The sequence below is a fragment of the Amycolatopsis xylanica genome (assembly GCF_900107045.1).
GTDB lineage: Bacteria > Actinomycetota > Actinomycetes > Mycobacteriales > Pseudonocardiaceae > Amycolatopsis > Amycolatopsis xylanica.
In genome coordinates, this window is the sequence record NZ_FNON01000003.1 from 1113311 (window position 1) to 1132639 (window position 19329).

Consider the following 19329-nt stretch of genomic DNA (forward strand, 5'->3'; position numbering starts at 1 on the left):
ACCTCAAGAACATCGCCTTGGTTGTGCCACTTCGTGCTGGAACCAGTAGGACGACATCACCCGGCCGTTCGGCAAGGTATGCGTCGGCGGACCGTCCACTTGCCGCATCCCGGCCGCGCGCAACGCGCCCTGACTGGCCAGATTGGTCGTCTCGACCCCGGCACGCACCGATGTGAGCCCCAAGTGCTCGTGTGCGAGCACCAGCCCCGCCTTGAACAGCTCGCCGCCGAGTCCCTGGCCGCGGAATCCCGGCATCAGCCAGCCACCGAGCTCACCGTCCGAATGCACCGAGACCAGTCCCGCGCACCGCTTGCGCCGGGGATGGATCGCGATGAGGTCGATCGCGTCTTCCCGGAGGTCGTACGCCGTGCCCCTGCCGGGCGCCATCGCCAGGTAGCGATCGCGGTGCGGCTCGAGCACGATGTGGTCGAGTTCCCAGCCCAGCCAGCGCTGCGCCTCGTCGTCGCTCGCGCCCGCCACCGCGACCAGGCTGTCGAGCTCGGTCGGAGTGCGGAAGACCAGCGTGCCGACGCGGAAGCGATGCGCGCTCGCCGGGCAACGCCGCCGCCTGAACCAGCCCAACACCGACTCCTCCCAGTTGCCAAGAGGGTAGCCAAAAGTGACACTCGGCTGGCACACGCACTTGTTATCTTGGGCGGGTGACGGTCGTACCGGAAACAACCGAGCTGGATGGCGGCGAAGGGGTGGGCCGTGCCGCCCAGCCCCGCCAGCTCATCGTGACCGTCTACGGCCTGTATTCCCGCAGCGAGGGCGGCTGGCTCTCGGTCGCGTCGCTCATCACGCTGCTGGCCGAGCTGGGCATCGACGAGCCCGCGGTGCGGTCGTCGATCTCGCGGCTCAAGCGGCGCGGGATCCTCAAGGCGGTCCGGCGCGCGGGCGCCGCGGGGTACGAACTCTCGCCGGAGGCGCTGGAGATTCTCCGCGAAGGCGACCAGCGCATCTTCCGCGAGCAGCGCGCGACCCTCGACGACGGCTGGATGCTCGCGGTGTTCTCGGTGCCCGAAACCGAGCGGCACCGCCGTCACGTGCTCCGCTCCCAGCTGACCAGGCTCGGCTTCGGCACCGCGTCCGCCGGGGTGTGGATCGCGCCAGCGCACCTGCGGGACGCGACCGTCGAAATGCTGCGGCGGCTCGAACTCGACGGGTACGCGAACCTGTTCCAGGCGGAGCACATCGCGTTCGGCGAGCTCACCGAGAAGGTCAGTGACTGGTGGGACCTCGAAGAGCTCGAACAGCTCTACGAAGACTTCCTCCGACTGCACACCGGTGTGCTGGATCGGCGCGACCGGTCCGACCGCGAAGCCTTCACGGACTACGTCGCCGTGCTCACCGACTGGCGGCGGCTGCCGTATCTCGATCCAGGGCTGCCCGCCGAACTGCTCCCCGACGACTGGGCGGGCATCCGGGCAGCCGAACTGTTCTTCACGCTGCACGCCGAGCTCGAAGGGGCCGCGCGCGAGTACGTCGCGAAGACGATCAGGCCCTAGGCAGCACCGCGTAGCCCTGCACCTCGACCAGCGCCTCGATGTCCCACAGGCGGCTGACCCCGATCCCGGCCATCGCCGGGTACTCGGTGCCGACCAGCCGCTTCCACACCGCGCCGATCTCGCGCGCGTGCGACTTGTAGTCGTCCATGTCGACGATGTAGACGGTGAGCGAGCAGAGCTGCGCCGGCTCGCCCCCGGCCGCTTTCAGCGAGGTCAGCAGGTTGCCGAGCGCCCGCTCGAACTGCTCGACCACGCCGTCTCCGACGATCTTGTTGTGCACGTCGAGTGCGGTCTGCCCGGCCAGGAAGACCAGCTTGCCGCCGTCCGCGACGACGGCGTGGGAGAACCCGGACGGCTTGCCCAGCTCGGCGGGGTTGATGCGCTCGAAGGCCATGCCGGTCAGGATACGGGATGTATCGCCTCGTTGACGGTCGTACTTGCTACGACATAGTCTGGAGGCCGACGAAGGGAGTCGGCGACGTGCGTATCGCGGTCCTCGGCGGGGGCCCGGCGGGCCTGTATTTCTCCGCGCTGACGAAACAGCTGAACCCGGCGCACGAGATCACCGTCTGGGAGCGCAACGCGCCCGACGACACCTTCGGCTTCGGCGTGGTCTTCTCGGACGAGACGCTCGGTGGCATCGAACACGCGGACACCGCGATCTTCGCCGCCATGCGCGACGAGTTCGCGCGCTGGGACGACATCGACGTCCACTTCCGCGGCACGACGTTCACCTCCGGCGGGCACGGTTTCGCCGCCATGAGCCGCAAGCGCCTGCTGAACATCCTGCAAGAGCGCTGCCGGGCATTGGGCGTGGACGTGCTCTTCCGCACCGAGGCCCCGGACGTGACCGGGCTCGCCGCCGAGTACGACCTCGTGGTGGCCTGCGACGGCGTCAACTCCCCCGTCAGGTCCCGGCTGGCCGACCGGTTCCGGCCCTCGGTGGAGACCCGGCGCTGCCGCTACATCTGGCTCGGCACCGACCTGGTCTTCGACGCGTTCAAGTTCCACATCCTCGACACCCCGGCCGGCGTGATGCAGATCCACGGCTACCCGTATTCGAGCGAGGCCAGCACCTTCATCCTCGAACTGCACGAGGACGTGTGGCAGCGCGCGTTCGCCCCGGTCGCCGAGGAAGCCTTGCCTCCCGGCCGCAGCGACGAACGCTCCATCGAGCTGATCCGCGAGCTGTGCGCCGACGTGCTGGGCGAGCACCAGGTGTTCGCGAACAACTCGAAGTGGACGAAGTTCGGCACCGTGCGCTGCGAGAGCTGGCGGCACGAGAACGTCGTGCTGCTCGGCGACGCGGCGCACACCGCGCACTTCTCGATCGGCTCCGGCACGAAGCTCGCCATGGAGGACGCGCTCGCGCTCGCGGCCTGCCTGCACGAGCAGTCCACTGTGGACGAAGCGCTGACCGCGTACGAGGCCGAACGGCGCCCTGTGGTCACCTCGACGCAGCGCGCCGCGCAGGCGAGCCTCGAGTGGTTCGAGAACATCGGCCAGTACACCGACCAGGACCCGCACGAGTTCGCCTTCAACATCGTCACCCGCAGCCGCCGGGTCACCTACGACAACCTGCGGCTGCGCGATCCCGAGTTCGTCGGCGAGCTCGACGAGTGGTTCGCGTCCCGGCAGTCCTCCGGCGAGGTGCGCCCGCCGATGTTCCAGCCCTTCCGCCTCGGCGAACTCCAGCTGGAGAACCGGGTCGTGGTCTCGCCGATGGACATGTACTCCGCGCGAGACGGCGTGCCGACCGACTTCCACCTGGTGCACCTGGGAAGCAAGGCACTCGGCGGCGCGGGCCTGGTCATGACGGAGATGGTGTGCGTCTCCGAGACCGGCAGGATCACGCCGGGGTGCGGCGGCATCTACACCGCCGAGCAGGAGTCGGCCTGGCGCCGCGTCGTCGACTTCGTCCACGACCACAGTGCGGCCAAGATCGGTATTCAGTTGGGGCACTCGGGTCGCAAGGGCTCGACCAGGCTGATGTGGGAAGGCATCGACGAGCCGCTGCCGGACGGGAACTGGGCGGTCTCCGGCCCATCCCCGTTGCCGTACAAGGCATCGAGCCAGATCCCGCGCGAGCTGACCGCCGACGACCTGGGTGAGCTCAAGGCCCAGTTCGCCGCGGCGGCCACCTCAGCCGCACGAGCCGGTTTCGACCTGCTGGAACTGCACTGCGCACACGGATATCTGTTGTCCTCCTTCCTTTCCCCGCTGACGAACCACCGCACGGATGTTTACGGTGGCTCGCTGGAGAATCGGCTGCGTTTCCCACTCGAGGTGTTCGACGCCGTGCGGGCGGCCTGGCCCGCCGAGCGTCCCCTGAGTGTGCGGATTTCGGCGACCGACTGGCACGAAGGCGGTATCGACGCGGACGCGTCAGTCGAGATCGCGAGGGCTTTCGCCGAGCACGGTGTGTCCGCGATCGACGTCTCCACCGGCCAGGTGGTCAGTGAAGAGAAACCGGCATATGGACGAAGCTACCAGACTCCGTACGCCGACCGCATCCGAAACGAGGTCGGCAGGAAGTACGGCGTGGCGGTCATCGCCGTCGGCGCCATTTCTTCTTACGACGACGTGAATTCGCTGATCCTGGCCGGACGCGCCGATCTCTGCGCGCTGGGCAGGACCCACCTTTACGATCCACAATGGACACTGCACGCCGCGGCCGAGCAGAACTACCGAATCCCCTGGCCCAAGCCATTCGCGGCGGGCAGCCGCAAGCCGCAGGGCGGCCGGGCCGATGGCCCCAAACCGCGGTTGGATCTCATTCGTTCGGGTGAACCGAAAACCGCACACGCCCGCTGGCGACCCGACGGGAGCGCTTCATGACCGCCTTTTCGCTGACGCCGGAGCAGCGGGATTTCGCCGCCGAGGTGACGAGAATCGGCGAGGAACAGCTCCGGCCGCTCGCCGAAGCCGGCCGCGAGGGCGCGGTCAACCGCGAGCTCATCAAGGCGATGGGCTCGCTCGGGCTGCTCGCGAAGCTGTTCCCGGGGGAACGCGAAGCGGCCGCCGTCGACCTCTGCATCCTGCGCGAAGCGCTGGCCACGCGCAGCACCGAAACGGAGACCGCGCTGGCGTTGCAGGGGCTCGGCACCTACCCGGTTCTCCAGTCAGGGCAACAAGAACAGCTCGAGAAGTGGGTGCCCGCCGTCGCCGCCGGTGACGCCGTCGCCGGCTTCGCGCTCACCGAACCGAACGCGGGCTCCGACGCCGCCGCGCTGGAACTCGTCGCGGAACCCGACACCGATGGCTGGCGGCTGACCGGCGAGAAGATCTGGATCTCCAACGCGCCGGAAGCCGACTTCTACACCGTTTTCGCGCGTACGACGCCAGGCGCGGGCGCCCGCGGCGTGAGCGCTTTCGTCGTGCCCGCCGACCGCGCGGGACTCTCCGGCGAACATCTCGACATGGTCAGCCCGCATCCCATCGGGCGGCTCGTTTTCGACGGTGTGCCAGTGCGTTCCGGCGAACTGCTCGGCGAGCTCGATCGTGGTTTCGGCGTCGCCATGCGCACCCTGGACCTCTTCCGCCCCAGCGTCGGCGCGTTCGCCGTCGGCATGGCGCGGTCGGCGCTCGACGCCGCGCTCGCGCACGCGAGCGAACGGATCGCGTTCGGCGGGCCGCTCAAGAACCAGCAGAGCGTTTCGCACAAACTCGCCGAGATGGCGATGCGCGTGGAAGCAGCCCGGCTGCTCGTCTACTCCGCCGCTTCCGCTTACGACGCAGGCGAAACCCGGCTGGCGGGCCGCGCCGCGATGGCCAAGCTCTTCGCCACCGAGACCGCGCAGTTCGTGGTGGACTCGGCGATCCAGATCCACGGCGCCCGCGCGCTGCGCCGGGGACACCTGCTCGAGCACCTCTACCGCGAGGTACGCGCGCCCCGCATCTACGAAGGCGCTTCCGAGGTCCAGCTGACGATCATCGCCCGCGAGCTCTATCGCTGAAAACCGCTGCGCCCCAACGGTTTCGTCAAAACTGTCGGACCATGGGTCTAGCGTGCCTCCCGAGATCAGCATCCGATCGCAGGAGGTATCCGATGTCCGTCATCCCGTTCCGTTTCCTCGACACCCTTCCCGAACTGCCGCAGCCGTCCGGCAACTGGCACGACAACCTCTGGGTTTCCGACGAAAGCACCACGGCGCAGACATACCGGGAATTCATCGCGGCCGCCGGGGAAACCGGCATCTGGCCGGTGGTGATCCCGGACGACTTCAGGTTCGCCAGACCGGCCGAAGACTGGATCGTCGACCGGGGACGGCTGCCGTCCGCCGTCGAGGACGTCGGCGCCATTCGCGCGCTCGACGTGTTCGAGGCGTGGTGGGATCCGCCACCCGACTACGACCGCCGTTTCCGCCCGTTCGGCCCGGACTTCCCCGGGCTCACCCGCCGTTCACCCAAGCGGACCAAGCCGTTCGAGGAGGCGGCTTGGGCGGGCGGGATGCTCGCCAACTCACCGGGGAGCAGACTGGGCCTGGTCAGGGCCGGGCGCCCGGCCGACATCCCGGCCGCCATCGGCTGGGCGGGCATGATCGCCATGACCGACCGGGTGGCCGCGCTGTCCGCCGTGCTGCGCAGCTGGGAGGACCGGTTCGGCGCGGTGCTGGTCGAGCTCGGCTTCGATTCGCTCGCGTTCTCCGTCGCCGCGCCGCCGACCACGCTCAAGCGGGGCATCGCCGTCGCGGCCGAGCACCGCGCGTTCGCACCGGCCAGTTTCGGCAGGTACCTGGAGCAGTGGACGGTGCAGGCGTACGCCGAGGGCATCCTCGGCAGTCACTTCTGGCGGTTCACATGGGTCTGAGACAGGAGCTGCTTCGCGACGATGTAGCCGGACGCGCCGTTGACGCCGTGCCCTGGCCAGGTGGCGGCGCCGACCAGGTACAGGTTCGGCACCGTGGTGCGATGGCCGGGCTGACCGGGCAGTGGCCGGAAAAGGTAGCTCTGCGCCAGCTCGTGGCTGCCGCCGAAGGGATCGCCGGGCCCGCAGTTGGGATTGGCGGCGGCGAGGTCGGCCGGGCTGATGACGTGCCTGGCGAGCACCGCGCCGGGCAGGTTGGCGATGTGCCGCGAAGCGATGTCCAGCACCCGGTCGGCGAAGGCCCGCTTGACATCCTCGGTCCAGCCGTCGCGCACGTCGATGCGGCCTGCCGCGTCGCCGACCGGGCGGCACGGCACGTCCAGCAGCTGCAGCCTGGCGACGGCCTGCCCCGGTGGGCAGCGCGAAGGATCCACCGAAGACGGGGCGTCGAAGGCGATGGTCGGTTCCGCGGGCAGCAGGCCGCGCGTGGCTTCGTTGACCGAACGCGAAAGCGCGTCCAGGCCCTCGGTCAGATGCGGTTCACCCGCTTCGGCGAGCCGAGGGTCGTGGAACCTCGGTGGCTCCGAAAGCGCCAGGTGTACTTGGAAGCACCCCCTGCCATAGCGGAACCGCCCGGCCTGCGCGCGGATCCTCGGCGGGACGGCACCGGGCTCATCGGCGAGCAGCCCGAGGTAGAGCTGGTCGGGATTGACCGAGGCGACCACGGCCCGCCTGGCGGTCACCACCTGGCCGCCATCGGTGCGGACGGCACGCGCCTTGCCGTCGCGGAGCAGCACCCGGTCGACACGCTGGTGGCATTCGACGGTCCCGCCGTGCCGTTCGATCAGCGCCGTCAGCGCCTTCGCGAGCTGCTCGCTGCCGCCCACCGGCGTCGGCATCCCGGCCGTGGTCAGCGCCACCAGCACGAGGATCACCCACAGCGCGCTGTTGACCTCGTCGGGTCCCCTGCCGAGATGCAGCGCCCACGGCGCGAGCATCCCGCGGGTCACCGGCGAGGCGAACGTCTCCTCGAGCAGCACCCTCCCGGTGAGCGTGAACAGGTGCGCGAAGTCGGACAGGCCGCCGTGGGCATCATGCGTCAGCCGGTGGATCGCCTTGCGGGCGGCGGGCGTCGCGAGGTCGGTGCCCAGCAGGCCGAAGACCGGTCCGATCGACGGCTCGACCTCCTTGAGCAGCCTGGCGAGGGCCTCCCCGTCGCCGGGTGCCAGCCGCTCGGCCTCGGCCACGTTCTCCTCGACCGAACCGGCCAGCAGCCCGACGGCCCCCTGCGCCGTCGAGACGCCGGACCAGTAGCGAGGTTTCCGGTAGTCGAGACCGAGGGCCAGCAGCTCGGGCCCCAGCTCGGCGAACGCGGGCCCGCCGGTGAAGAGCGGATGCGCGGACGAGTAGGTGTCGTGCCGGAAGCCCGGCAGGGTCAGCTCGTCGGTGCGGACCAGGCCGCCGGGGCGGTCACCCGCCTCCAGCACGGCGACGCTCCACCCGGCCCTGGCCAGATAGGCCGCGGTGACCAGGGCGTTGTGCCCGCTGCCGATGACCACGGCGTCATACCCGCTCATGGTGATCGATACTGGGCGGCGGCCCGTCCCGCGGACCAGGGACCGCTGTCCCGGATCCGCCGGGAATCAGAGCCCGTCGCCGAGGCCGGCGCCGCGTGCCTTGATGATCACCCTGGCCCGGTCGACCGCGCCGAGCTTGGCCAGGATGCTCGACACGTGGTTGCGGACGGTCTTGGGCGCGAGGTCGAGCCTGCGTGCGATCGCGGTGTTGCCGAGCCCGACCGCGACCAGCTCGAGCACCTCGTGCTCGCGCGAGCTCAGCTGCGGGAACGGCGGAAGCGGCTTCGGCGCCCGCAGCAGGCTGAGCACCTGGTTGGCGATGGCCTGGCCGAACACGGCCGCGCCCGCGGCCACCCCGCGGATGGCGCGGGCGATGTCGTCGGGGGTGGCGTCCTCGAGGAGGTAGCCCATGGCGCCCGCGCGCATGGCGGCCACCACGAGCTCGGCCTCCTGCCGGGTGGTGACGACGAGGATCGCCGTCGCCGGGGCCGAGTTCCGGATCTCCCGGGTCAGCGTCAGCCCGCCGAGCTCGGGCCGGTGGAGGTCGATGAGCAGAACGTCCGGCCGGTGGGCGCGGGTGAGCTCCACGGTCTCCCGGTGCGTCGCGGCGTTCGCCACCACGCGGATGCCATCGGCGAAGTTGTCCGCCGTCGGCACTCCGGCGGCGACAACGGTGAGGTCATTCCGCAGGGTTCGGGTCATCACGAGAGCGTTTGTAGCGCAATAAGTTTGTTCAGTGTCCGCCGTCGTCCAGTGAACAAAGAATCTTCGCCGTCAGCGGACCGGAAAAGGCCCGAACGTCGGACCATTGACGGGTTTCCGCAGGTGTGGCACCGGCCGCTCCCGGCGAATGGAAGCGGCGTGTCCGACGATTTGGAGTACCGGGCCGGATACGGCGACGATGATCAAAGAGGGGAGGTGATCACCGATGCCGAGACGCGAACGTCCGCTAGGGCCTGGCGACGACGTCGTGCTGCGGTTCGCGGCGGGCCTGCGGCGGCTGCGCGAGAACGCGGGCGGGCCGACGTACCGCGAGCTCAGCGTGCGCGCCGGCTACTCCGCCGCCGCGCTCTCCGACGCGGCCAGCGGACGGAAGCTGCCGGGACTCGCGCTGACCACCGCGTACGTCACCGCCTGTGAGGGCGACGCCGACGAGTGGGAGACGCGATGGCGTTCCGTCGCGGCCGAGCTCGCGGCCGCGGGCGGCGAGCCCGAACCGATCGCCGAGACCACGAATCCGTACCTGGGCCTCGCCGCGTTCCAGGCCGGTGACGCGAGCCGCTTCTTCGGCCGCGAGAAGCTCATCGCGGAACTGACGGCCAAAGTGGAGGGACGGCGGTTCGTCGGGGTGTTCGGCTCGTCCGGCTCCGGCAAGTCGTCGCTGCTGCGTGCCGGGCTGGTCGGCGCGCACGGGCCGAGCTGGACCATGGTCTTCACCCCCGGCGCGCACCCGATGGAGCAATGCGCGGCCGGCTTGGCCAGCACCGGGCACGTGCTGATCATCGACCAGTTCGAGGAGATCTTCACCCTCTGCCACGACGAGGAGCGCGCTGAGTTCCTCGACGCGTTGCTCGCGCTCGCCGAGGACGAGCACGGCACACGCGTGGTGATCGGGGTCCGCGCCGACTTCTACGGCCACTGCGGGCGCCACGCCGGGCTGGTCGACGCGCTGCGCGACGCCCAGGTGATGGTCGGCCCGATGAACGCCGACGAGCTGCGCACGGTCATCGTCGAGCCCGCCGTCCGAGTCGGCTACCGGGTCGAATCGGCGCTCGTGACCAGGCTGGTCACCGACGCCATCGGGCAACCCGCGGTGCTTCCGCTGATCTCGCACGCCCTGCTCGAAACCTGGCGCAGACGCCAAGGCCTGACCCTCACAGTCGCCGCGTACGAGGCGGCAGGCGGAATCCACGACGCGATCGCGCACACCGCCGAGGCCGTCTACACCGACCTGGACACCGCTCAGCGGGAGGTGGCCAAGCAGATCTTCCTGCGGCTCACCGCGCTCGGCGAAGGCACCGAGGACACCAAACGCAGGCTCCTGCGCCGGGAACTCGACGCCGAGGACGCCGACACCACGCTGGTGCTGGAACGCCTCGCCGACGCCCGGCTGCTCGCACTGGACCGCGACGGCGTCGACATCGCGCACGAGGCGTTGATCCGCTGCTGGCCCCGGCTTCGGGATTGGCTCGCCGAGGACCGCGAGGGCCTGCGCGTCCACCGCCACCTCACCGAGACCACGGACTCCTGGGAGAAACTCGACCACGATCCCGGCACCCTGTACCGCGGCACCCGGCTGGGGCTGGCCAAGGAATGGGCCGCCACCGCGCACACCTCCCTCACCCCGCGCGAGCAGGCCTTCTTGGACGAGAGCCTCGCCGCCGAGGCCGCCGAAGTGGCCGCCGTCCGCCGCCGCACGAAACGACTTCGCCGTCTCGTCGCGTTGCTCGGCGTCCTGCTCGTGCTCGCCGGGGTCGCGACCTTCGCGGCCTTCCGCGCACAACAGACCGCGACCGAGGAGCGGAACACCGCACTGGCACGGAAAGTCGCCGACGACGCGACCGCGATCCGGGCGATGAACCCCGCACTGGCGACGCAGCTCAGCCTGGCGGCCTATCAGCTCGCGCCGGTTCCCGAGGCCCGTGACGGCCTGTTCGCCGCGCTCACCACCCCGTACGGCGCGCGGATGGACCTCAGGCCGGATTCCGCGTTCCATCTCGCGTTCAGCCAGGACAGCCGCCTGCTCGTGACGGCGGGTCTCCTGCGCTCCGTGCGGCTGTGGGATGTCTCCGATCCGCTGCGACCGCGTCCGCTGTCCACCTTGCCCGGCACGGACGACACCAGGAAGCCGATCGCGCTCAGTCCGGACGGCAGGCTGCTCGCCACGGGCACGAGCACCGGCGCGGTGAAGCTGTGGGATATCTCGAACCCCGCCGCTCCCGTCCAGCTGGGCGTCGCGAACGGCCATGGCAAGCTGGTCTTCGGGCTCGCCTTCAGCCGTGACGGGCGCACGCTCGCCACCGGTTCCACGGACACGACCATCGGGCTGTGGAACGTCACGAACCCGCGCCTTCCCGTACTGACGGGGCGGATCTCCCACCACACCAACAATGTGAACAGCCTGTCCTTCAGCCCTGACGGGAACATGCTCGTGTCGGGCAGCGATGACAAGGCGGTGGCGATCTGGGACATCTCCGACCAGGCCGCGCCGAGGAACCTCTCGGGGTTCACCGGCCACACCGACGTCGTGACCTGGGTCGAGCTCAGTCCCGACGGCCGGACGCTGGCCACGTCCAGCTGGGACAGGACCACCCGGCTCTGGGATGTGACAGCGCCACGCGAACCCAAACCGCTGGCGACGATCACCGCCCAGAAGGCGGCGATCTGGTCCGCCCGGTTCAGCGCCGACGGCACCAGGCTGACGACCAGCAGCGACGACGGCACGGTGTACATCTGGGACGTCGCCATCCCCACCGCGCCGAAGCGGCTCGCCGTGGTGGACAGCAAGGACGGCGGGGTCACCTCGGCAGCGCTCAGCCCGGACGGCCGGACCGTCGCGGCGGTCGGCGATCAGAGCGTGCACCTGCAGGCGCTGGCCGATCTCGTGCTCGACGCCTACCAGTCGAGCACCATCAGCGGAGTCACCGCGGATGGGCGGATGATGGTCACCGACGACGGCTCCGGCCGTGTGGGCAGGCTCTGGGAGATCGGCGACCCGCTGCATCCCCGTGAGCTGGGCAAGGTTTCCACCGAAGACGAGGAGATCACCTCCATCGCGGTGAGCGGTGACGGCCGCGCGCTCGCCGTCGGGTCGATCACCCACCGCCCGGCGGGGCGCCTGCGGCTGTTCGACATCACCGACCCGCGCGCCCCTCGGCTGCTCGCCGTGACGGACACCGTTCCCGTGTACGGCATGAGGTTCAGCCCGGACGGCCGGACGCTCGCGACCGGGCACGACGCCGAGAACGTCCGGCTGTGGGACCTCACCGGCACGAACCGCCTCGATTCGCTGGCCACCTTGGCGACGCCGAAGGACACGGTGTGGGCGATCCGCTTCAGCCCGGACGGGCGCACGCTGCTGGCGAGCACCGGGGATCTCGACCCGGGCATCCGGATCTGGTCGATCGCCGAGCCGCGGCAGCCGCGTGAGCTGACCACGATCGTCAACCAGGAGAACAAGAACAACGGCTTCTACCGGATGGATCTCAGCCCTGACGGCCGCACGCTGGCTGTCACCAGTTCCGATCGGAAGGTCCATCTCTGGGATCTGGCCGATCCGGCCAAGCCGCGCGAGCGGCCCCCGATCGTCGGCGGCACCGAGGGAGCCGGCACGGTCGCGTTCAGCCCCGACGGCACGAAGCTCGCACTCTCCCTCCAGTCCGAGGCGCAGCTGTGGGACCTGACCGACCCGGACGCCCCGGTGCGGGTGGCCGGTGTCCGCACACCGGACGGCATCTCCGGCGTGCACTTCAGCCCCGACGGGCACACGATCGCGATCGGCACCGCCAAGCCGTCCGTGTTCCTGTGGGAGACCGACCTCGGCAAGGTGTCCCGGCGGATCTGCGCGCTCGCCGAGCCGAAGATCACCACGGCCGAGTGGGACCGCTACTTCCCTGGCGTGTCTTACAAACCGCCTTGCCCCTGACGGACTCGCCGGATCGTGTCCCGGAACCAGTGGCCGCTCCGCTTGATCGTGCGCCGCTGGGTCTCGTAGTCGACGCGGACCAGGCCGAACCGCTTCTCGTACCCGTACGCCCACTCGAAGTTGTCCAGCAGCGACCACGCGAAGTAGCCACGGATGTCCGCGCCCGCCTGCCGGGCCGCGGCGACGGCCGCGATGTGTGAGGACAGGTACGCGGCGCGGTCGTCGTCCCGGACGAACCCGTTCTCGTCGGGGACGTCGTCGAACGCGGACCCGTTCTCGGTAATGAACATCGGCAGGCCCGGGTAGTCCTGACTCAGCCGGACCAGCAGGTCCGTGAACTTGTCCGGCAGGATCTCCCAGCCCATCGCGGTCTTCGGCCTGCCGAACGGCACCGGCTCGTCGACCGCGGCGAACTGCTGGCCGAAGTAGTAGTTGACGCCGAGGAAGTCCAGCGGCGCCGCGATGATCGCGAGGTCGCCGTCGCGGACGGGCACACGAACCCCTTGGGCGGCAAGGTCTTCCACCACGTCCGACGGATAACGGCCGTACACCAGCGGGTCCAGGTAGATCCGCACGCCGAGCCCGTCGGCGCGCCGGGCAGCGTCGCGCGCGGGCTCGCTCTCGTCCGCCGGTTCGGACGTGCCCATGTTCAGCGTGATACCGAACTCGATGCGGCGCTGGGCCGCGGAGCGCATGCGCTCGGTCGCGAGCCCGTGGCCCAGCAGGAGGTGATGCACGGCGGCGATGCCGTCGCCGAGGTCGCGGCGGCCCGGCGCCATCACGCCGTGGACGTAGCCGTGCATGGCCGAGCACCACGGCTCGTTCAGCGTGGTCCAGTTGCGGACCCGGTCGCTGAGCCGGTCGAACACCAGCATCGAGTAGTCGGCGAACCGGTACGCGGTGTCGCGCGACGGCCAGCCGCCCGCGTCCTCGAGCTCCTGCGGCAGGTCCCAGTGGTACAGCGTGAGCCACGGATCGATGCCCTTGTCGAGCAGCCGGTCGACGAGCCGGTCGTAGAACGCCATCCCGGCCTCGTTGAGCTTGCCGCGGCCACGCGGCTGGATGCGGGGCCAGGCAACGGAAAACCGGTAGGTGTCGACGTCGAGCGACTTCATCAGCTCGACGTCGGCCGGCATCCGGTGGTAGTGGTCGCAGGCGACGTCGCCGGTGTCGCCGTTGTGCACCGCACCGGGCACCCGGCTGAAAGTGTCCCAAATGGACGGTGTGCGGCCGTCCTCGGCCACGGCCCCTTCGATCTGGTAGGACGCGGTGGCCACACCCCACCGGAAGATCGGGGGCAGCGTGTCGATGAGTTCCTGTTCGGCGCTCGCGGTCTCCGTCACACTCATGGCCATCCCCTCCCAAGGCGTCAGCAGCACCGTACCTAACTTTAAGCATTAAAGAAACTCACCGAACCGCGCCGGTCACCAGATCGATCTTCCAGTAGCGTTGCAGTGAAAGGAAAAGCGCGATGACCGGGATAATCGAAAGCAGGGTGCCGGTGATCACCAGCGAGTACAGCGAAGCCTCCGCCGCGCCATGCCGCAGCAGCGAGTAGAGCCCGACCGTCAGCGGGAACTTGTCCTCACTGGTGACCAGCACGAACGGCAGCAGGAAGTTGTTCCAGATGGCGATGAACTGCAGCAGGAACACGGTCACCAGGCCGGGCCCCATCAGCCGCAGTCCCACAGTGCGGAACAAGGTGAACTCGCTCGCCCCATCCAGCCTGCCCGCTTCGAGCAGCGCGTCCGGCACCGAGGCCGCCGCGTAGATGCGGCAGAGATAGATCCCGTACGGGTTGAACAGCTGGGGCAGCAGCACGCCCAGGTAGCTGTCGGTCAGCCCGATCTTGGACAGCAGCAGGTACTGCGGAATCGCCAGCACGATCTGGGGCAGGAGCACCCCAGCCAGGATGGTGTTGAACAACAGGCGACGGCCCCGGAACTCGTACTTCGCGAGCGCGTAGCCGGCGGCGGCGCTGACGAACGACGCCAGCACCCCGCCGACGGCCGCGTACAGGAAGCTGTTCAGCATCCACTGCCAGAAGATGCCACCACTGTAGGCCGACAGGTCGCCCAGGTTCTCGAAAAGCCCGGTCGACGGCAGATACGTCGACGTCGAGAACAGCTCGGCCTTGGACTTCGTCGCGGCGACGAGGATCCACACGGTCGGCACCACGCAGTACAGCGCGCCGAGCACCAGCGCGATGGTCGGCAGCCAGGCCGTCCGCCGCTTCATCGCCGCACCAGCCGTGCGGCGATGAACGAGACGGCCAGTGCCATTACGGTGAACAGCACCGAGGTCGCCGCCGCGCGGTACAGGTCGGAGTCGACGAAGGCGTCGTTGTAGATCTTCATCAGCGGCACCCAGGTCGAGGAGATCGCATTGGACAACGGCCGCAGCGTGTTCGGCTCGTTGAACAGCTGCAGTGCCGCCAGTGCCGAGAACAGCGCGCACATCCAGATCGCGGGCCGCACCATCGGCACCTTGATCCGCAAAGCGATCTGGAACTCCGAGCAGCCGTCGAGCTTGGCCGCTTCGTAGACCTCGGGTGGCAGCGCGCGCAGCGCGGTGAAGATGACGATCATGTTGAACCCGGCCGCGCCCCACACGACGATGTTGCCGACCGAGAAGAACACCGAAGTGGTACCGAAGAAGTCGCCGCCGAACGGGCTCGTCGCCGGCAGGTACAGGAAGCCCCACATGAGCGTCGCGATCACGCCGGGCACCGCGTACGGCAGGAAGATCGCCAGCCTGCTGAACCGGCCGAGCCGGGTGCGCGGCACGTCGAGCATGAGCGCGAACAGCAGCGCGAGCCCGACCGTGCCGGGGATCGAGATCGCCCCGACCGCGAGCATCCGCAGCACGCTGTGCCACAGCTCGGCGTCACCGAAGACCGAGGCGTAGTTGTCGATCCCGGCGAACACGGTCGAGCCGCCAGTGCCGAGCAGGCCGCCGGAGACCTTGCGCTGCTGGAAACTCAGCACCAGCGCGTAGATCCCCGGCGCCACCACGAACCCGGCGAACAGCAGCACCGCGGGCAGCACCAGCAGGTACGGCAGGCGGGTTTTCCGGTGCGCCATCAGACGACCGTGAAGCCGAGCTTCTTCATGTCCGCGACGCTCGCGTTCTGCATCGAGTCCAGCGCCGCCCCGAACGGGCCGCCTTGCTGGAGCGCCGCGCCGAACGAGTTGGTGTAGCCGCTGAAGGTCACAGTGACGTTGGGGCCCCACATCGAGAAGCTACGCGCGCCCGGCGCCACCTGCTTCACGATGTCGTAGAAGTTCGCCTGGTTGGGGAAGAACGCGGGCGGCTTCTGCAGGATCGGCAACGACCGGCCCGCGGTCGACGCCGGGTAGACGTTGATCTGCTGGATCTGGTCGGTGACCGCGTCGGCGTTGGTGTTGAGCCAGGACGCGAACGCCGCGGCCTCCTTGGCGTGCTTGGAATCGGTGGTCACCGTGGTCGCCGAACCACCCCAGATGCCGGTGTCCCGGTTGCCCTCGGTCCACGCGGGCAGCGGCGCGACCGCCCAGCGGCCTTGCGTGTTCGGCGCGATGCCACCGAGCTGCGCCGGCGCCCACGCGCCGGAGATCCAGGTGACGAGCGTGCCGTCGTTCATCTCCTTGTTCCACTGCGGGGAGAACGACGGGTTCTTGGCCACCAGCCCGTTCTTGACGAGATCTTCCCAGTAGCTCGCGACCTTCTTGGACTGCGCGCCGTTGATGTCGACCTTCCAGCTGGTGCCGCTGGTCGTCCACCAGTCACCGCCGGCCTGCTGCACGAGCCCGGTGAACCAGCCGGGGTCGGCGGCGTCGAAGTTGGTGATCGTCGAACCCTTGGCCTTGATCGTCTTCGCGGCCGCCGCGTACTCGTCCCAGGTCTTCGGCGCGCTGAGGCCGTACTCCTGGAAGAGATCGGCGCGGTAGAACAGCATCAGCGGCGCCACGTCCTGCGGCACGCCGTAGACCTTGTCCTCGAAGCGGACCGGCTTGAGCGTCGGGTCGTCGAACTCCTTGACCGTGTCCTTGGTGAACTCGGTGATGTCGCGGACCACGCCGCCCGCCACCAGCGAGGGCAGCGACTGGTACTCGACCTTCGCGATGTCGGGGCCGTTGCCCGCCTGGTGCGCGGTGATCAGCTTGCTGACGAGCTGGTCGCCGCCCGCGGGGTTGGTGAGGGTGACGTGGATGTCCGGATGGGACTCGTTCCACTTCGCGACGACCTTGTCCATGTTGGGGTCCCAGCCCCAGTAGGCCAGCTCGACCTTGCCGGGCGCCGGGCTCGAGCATCCGGCGAGCAGCACCAGTGCGACCGCCATGAGTCCACGTCGACTCTTCATCCCACCATCTCCTCAGATGATCATGTCATCGTGCGGCCCAGACGAGGCCGCGGTGCGTCAGCTCCCGCACGGTCGGGTGTTCGAGATCGGCCACCCGGTGGCCGATCGCGGAGAAGAACAGCCGCCCCGCGCCCCACCGCCGTGTCCACACCACCGGCATGCTGACCAGGCCGGGGCCGTGCCCACCGGCGGCCGGGGTGACCACCGTGCGCGCGATGACGTCGTTGAGCGAATCGCTGAGCAGCCAGTACTGCTCGGTGCGGACCGTGAAGTCGCTCAGCCCGGCCACGATCGGGTGCGGCGCGTCGATGGTCACCTCGTACTCGAGGAACTCCTCCGGGTGGAACAGGAAGAGCCCGCCGACCATCCGCAGATAGTCGGTGTTCGTGGTGAAGGTACCGACGATCCCGCCGTGCCAGCCCGCGAACCCCGTCCCCGCGTGCACGGCCTCGGTCAGCCCAGCCGCCTGCGCCTTCGTGAGTTCGCCTTGCGACCAGCACTGCACGATCAAATCGGTCCGGTTGAGCCGTTCGGCGTCCAGATAGACATCGAGGTCGTCCGCGATGTCCACGTCGAACCCCGCGGCGACGAGCCCGGGCCGGAACAGTTCGGTCGTCTCGACCGGCGCGTGCCCCTCCCAGCCGCCGCGGACGATCAGCGCTGTCCTCATCTGGTCGCCCACTCCGGGAGTGCCAACGGGGTACGTTGCAGCCCGATCCACTGCCGCTTGGTGAACCCGGCCATTTGGTTCTCGGCGCCGTGCCGCGCGTGCGCGTCGTTGACGTGCACCTCCCCGGCTTTCAGCTGCTCGGCGACGGTCAGCCCGCGCATGAGGTCCCGTGTGAAGACCGAATTCATCAGCATCGGGAGGCCGTTCGTCAGGGCGATGGCCTCGGCTTCGGTGTCCACGACGGTGATCGGGATGACCGGGCCGAAGATCTCCTCGCGGAACGCGGGCATTTCGGGCGTGACATCGGTGAGAACGGTCGGGCGATAGAACAGGCCTTCGTATTTGCCGCCGGTGACGAGCCGTGCGCCGCGTGCGAGTGACGGCTCGACGATTTCCCCGTGCAGGCGATCGCGTTGCTTCTCGCTGATCAGCGGCCCGAGGTCTGGATCGTCGAGCGGATCGCCGACGGTCAGCGCTTCGGCCCGCCGGGTGACCGCTTCGAGGTAGGCGTCGGCGACCTCGCGGACGACGATGTGCCTGCTCGCGCTGATGCAGGTCTGCCCCTGGAACTCGAACGACGCGATCATCGCGCAGGCCGAGGCGAGATCGAGGTCGGCGTCGTCCAGGATGACGAACGCGTTACTGCCGCCGAGTTCGAGCCGCACGTCGCGACCATCGGCCTGGATCGTCTCGCCGACCCCGCGGGATCCGGTGAAGTCGAGCATGTCGAGCCCCCGGTGCGCGGCAAGGGCTTTGCCTGCCTCGGGCCCGCCGGTGACGACGTTGAACACGCCGGGCGGCAGGCCCGCGTGTTGCGCGGCCTGCGCGAGCACCTGGCCGCCGATGGTCGGCGTGAGCTCGGCGGGCTTGAGCACGACGGTGTTGCCGAACGCCAGCGCGGGCGCGACGGCCCGCATGGCCAGGTTCATCGGGTAGTTCCACGGCGTGATCAGCCCGGCGACGCCGAGCGGGACGGTCCGCGACATCGACAGCTTGCCCGCTTTGTACGGCTGGAGCAGGTCGCCCGCGGTGCCGGTCGCCTGGACGACCGAGATCTCCAGCTGGCGGATGCTGGTCCCGACCTCGTCCTCGGCTTTGCTCCGCACACCGCCGGTCTCGCGCATGCTCTGCTCGACGAGTGCTTCGTAGTTGGCGGCCAGGTACTCGGCGAACTTGCGCAGATACGCGGCTCGCTCGGGCGCCCCCAGCGCGGCCCACCCCGGCTGCGCGGCCCGTGCGGCCTCGACCGCCTCGTCGACGTCCGCGCCGTCCCCCAGCGCGAACTCGCCGATCCGTCGCGCGGTCGCCTTCTCCTCGACCACCCCGGTCCTGCCCGACCGCGATGCCCTGAACTCCCCGCCGACATAAAGCCCGCTGACTTTGTCCACGACTTAAGCTAAGTCACAAGCCCACGCCCGCGCAATGGTCTCTTGAGCCCGAAAGTGGCTTTCGTCAGATGCCATACCCCGAAAGCCACTTGGTCTCAATCGGTTGTTGCAAGTAGTGGTGGCTGATAGGAGATCGTCATGCCAGGACCCCGGTTGACGTGCGAGGAACGGGAAAAGATCCAGAACGGTCTGGATCAGGGACTTACCCAGGATGTGATTGCGAGAGTCCTGGGTAGGTCACCCTCGACGATTTCACGGGAAGTGCGCCGAGGTGGTGGGCCGCGGTGCTCCAGGCCCGGCGCCACGATCACTGGCCGGCCTCGCCGCTACCGGGCCGACCGAGCCCAGCGTCTGGCCCTCGAACGCGGCCGGCGCCCGAAAGCCCACCGGCT

At 69.3% G+C, this 19329-nt stretch carries 16 protein-coding genes; 6 read left to right on the forward strand and 10 right to left on the reverse strand.

The genetic code is table 11. From position 1 onward, the window contains the following. Window positions 1-3: 3 nt before the first annotated feature. Entirely contained in the window at window positions 4-582 is a 579-nt protein-coding gene (locus BLV57_RS18845) for a GNAT family N-acetyltransferase (protein ID WP_176968680.1), read from the reverse strand. Window positions 583-659: 77 nt separating this feature from the next. Here BLV57_RS18845 and BLV57_RS18850 point away from each other — a divergent pair, with 77 nt between their 5' ends. Further along, on the forward strand, window positions 660-1508 hold the full coding sequence (locus tag BLV57_RS18850) for a PaaX family transcriptional regulator (protein WP_091290291.1): 849 nt from the start codon (window positions 660-662) through the stop codon (window positions 1506-1508). Here the strand turns inward: BLV57_RS18850 and BLV57_RS18855 are convergent. Further along, window positions 1498-1902 carry a RidA family protein gene (locus tag BLV57_RS18855; RefSeq protein ID WP_091290293.1) on the reverse strand — a complete coding sequence of 135 codons (405 nt, stop codon included), beginning with the start codon at window positions 1900-1902 and terminating at the stop codon, window positions 1498-1500. The genes BLV57_RS18850 and BLV57_RS18855 overlap by 11 nt on opposite strands. 86 nt (window positions 1903-1988) lie before the next feature. On the opposite strand from BLV57_RS18855, the gene BLV57_RS18860 reads away from it, so the two are divergent. From BLV57_RS18860 to BLV57_RS18870, 3 genes are all read left to right on the forward strand, one after another. Beyond that, window positions 1989-4346 (forward strand): bifunctional salicylyl-CoA 5-hydroxylase/oxidoreductase, encoded by a 2358-nt coding sequence (locus tag BLV57_RS18860; RefSeq protein WP_091290295.1) that lies wholly within the window; start codon window positions 1989-1991, stop codon window positions 4344-4346. After that, window positions 4343-5464, forward strand: coding sequence for an acyl-CoA dehydrogenase family protein (locus tag BLV57_RS18865; protein WP_091290297.1), 1122 nt, complete (start codon window positions 4343-4345; stop codon window positions 5462-5464). Before BLV57_RS18860 ends, BLV57_RS18865 begins: the two co-directional genes overlap by 4 nt. A gap of 92 nt (window positions 5465-5556) precedes the next feature. Next, window positions 5557-6318, forward strand: a complete 762-nt coding sequence (locus BLV57_RS18870; RefSeq protein WP_176968681.1) for a DUF4253 domain-containing protein — start codon at window positions 5557-5559, stop codon at window positions 6316-6318. Here the strand turns inward: BLV57_RS18870 and BLV57_RS18875 are convergent. Further along, window positions 6291-7892, reverse strand: a complete 1602-nt coding sequence (locus BLV57_RS18875; RefSeq protein WP_091290301.1) for a phytoene desaturase family protein — start codon at window positions 7890-7892, stop codon at window positions 6291-6293. The two genes, BLV57_RS18870 and BLV57_RS18875, sit on opposite strands and share 28 nt — an antisense overlap. A 66-nt stretch (window positions 7893-7958) precedes the next feature. After that, complete coding sequence (locus BLV57_RS18880; RefSeq protein WP_091290303.1) at window positions 7959-8594, reverse strand: response regulator; 636 nt, start codon at window positions 8592-8594, stop codon at window positions 7959-7961. Window positions 8595-8820: 226 nt separating this feature from the next. On the opposite strand from BLV57_RS18880, the gene BLV57_RS18885 reads away from it, so the two are divergent. Next, window positions 8821-12537 carry a WD40 repeat domain-containing protein gene (locus tag BLV57_RS18885; RefSeq protein WP_091290304.1) on the forward strand — a complete coding sequence of 1239 codons (3717 nt, stop codon included), beginning with the start codon at window positions 8821-8823 and terminating at the stop codon, window positions 12535-12537. On the opposite strand, the gene BLV57_RS18890 is transcribed toward BLV57_RS18885, so the two are convergent. The 6 genes from BLV57_RS18890 to BLV57_RS18915 are packed head-to-tail and all read right to left on the reverse strand — an operon-like array spanning window position 12516 to window position 18937. After that, on the reverse strand, window positions 12516-13886 hold the full coding sequence (locus BLV57_RS18890) for a GH1 family beta-glucosidase (RefSeq protein WP_091290305.1): 1371 nt from the start codon (window positions 13884-13886) through the stop codon (window positions 12516-12518). The genes BLV57_RS18885 and BLV57_RS18890 overlap by 22 nt on opposite strands. A 58-nt stretch (window positions 13887-13944) precedes the next feature. Next, window positions 13945-14775: a carbohydrate ABC transporter permease gene (locus tag BLV57_RS18895; protein WP_091290307.1), complete on the reverse strand. Its 831-nt coding sequence runs from the start codon at window positions 14773-14775 to the stop codon at window positions 13945-13947. Then, on the reverse strand, window positions 14772-15620 hold the full coding sequence (locus tag BLV57_RS18900) for a carbohydrate ABC transporter permease (RefSeq protein WP_091290309.1): 849 nt from the start codon (window positions 15618-15620) through the stop codon (window positions 14772-14774). Before BLV57_RS18900 ends, BLV57_RS18895 begins: the two co-directional genes overlap by 4 nt. After that, window positions 15620-16879 carry an ABC transporter substrate-binding protein gene (locus tag BLV57_RS18905; RefSeq protein WP_091290311.1) on the reverse strand — a complete coding sequence of 420 codons (1260 nt, stop codon included), beginning with the start codon at window positions 16877-16879 and terminating at the stop codon, window positions 15620-15622. The genes BLV57_RS18900 and BLV57_RS18905 overlap by 1 nt, the downstream gene beginning before the upstream one ends. A 25-nt stretch (window positions 16880-16904) precedes the next feature. Then, complete coding sequence (locus BLV57_RS18910) at window positions 16905-17549, reverse strand: ThuA domain-containing protein (protein ID WP_091290493.1); 645 nt, start codon at window positions 17547-17549, stop codon at window positions 16905-16907. Then, window positions 17546-18937 (reverse strand): aldehyde dehydrogenase family protein, encoded by a 1392-nt coding sequence (locus tag BLV57_RS18915; RefSeq protein ID WP_091290313.1) that lies wholly within the window; start codon window positions 18935-18937, stop codon window positions 17546-17548. Before BLV57_RS18915 ends, BLV57_RS18910 begins: the two co-directional genes overlap by 4 nt. A gap of 138 nt (window positions 18938-19075) precedes the next feature. Here BLV57_RS18915 and BLV57_RS44405 point away from each other — a divergent pair. Further along, a partial coding sequence (locus BLV57_RS44405) for a helix-turn-helix domain-containing protein (RefSeq protein ID WP_143047097.1) occupies window positions 19076-19329 on the forward strand: 254 nt, incomplete at its 3' end.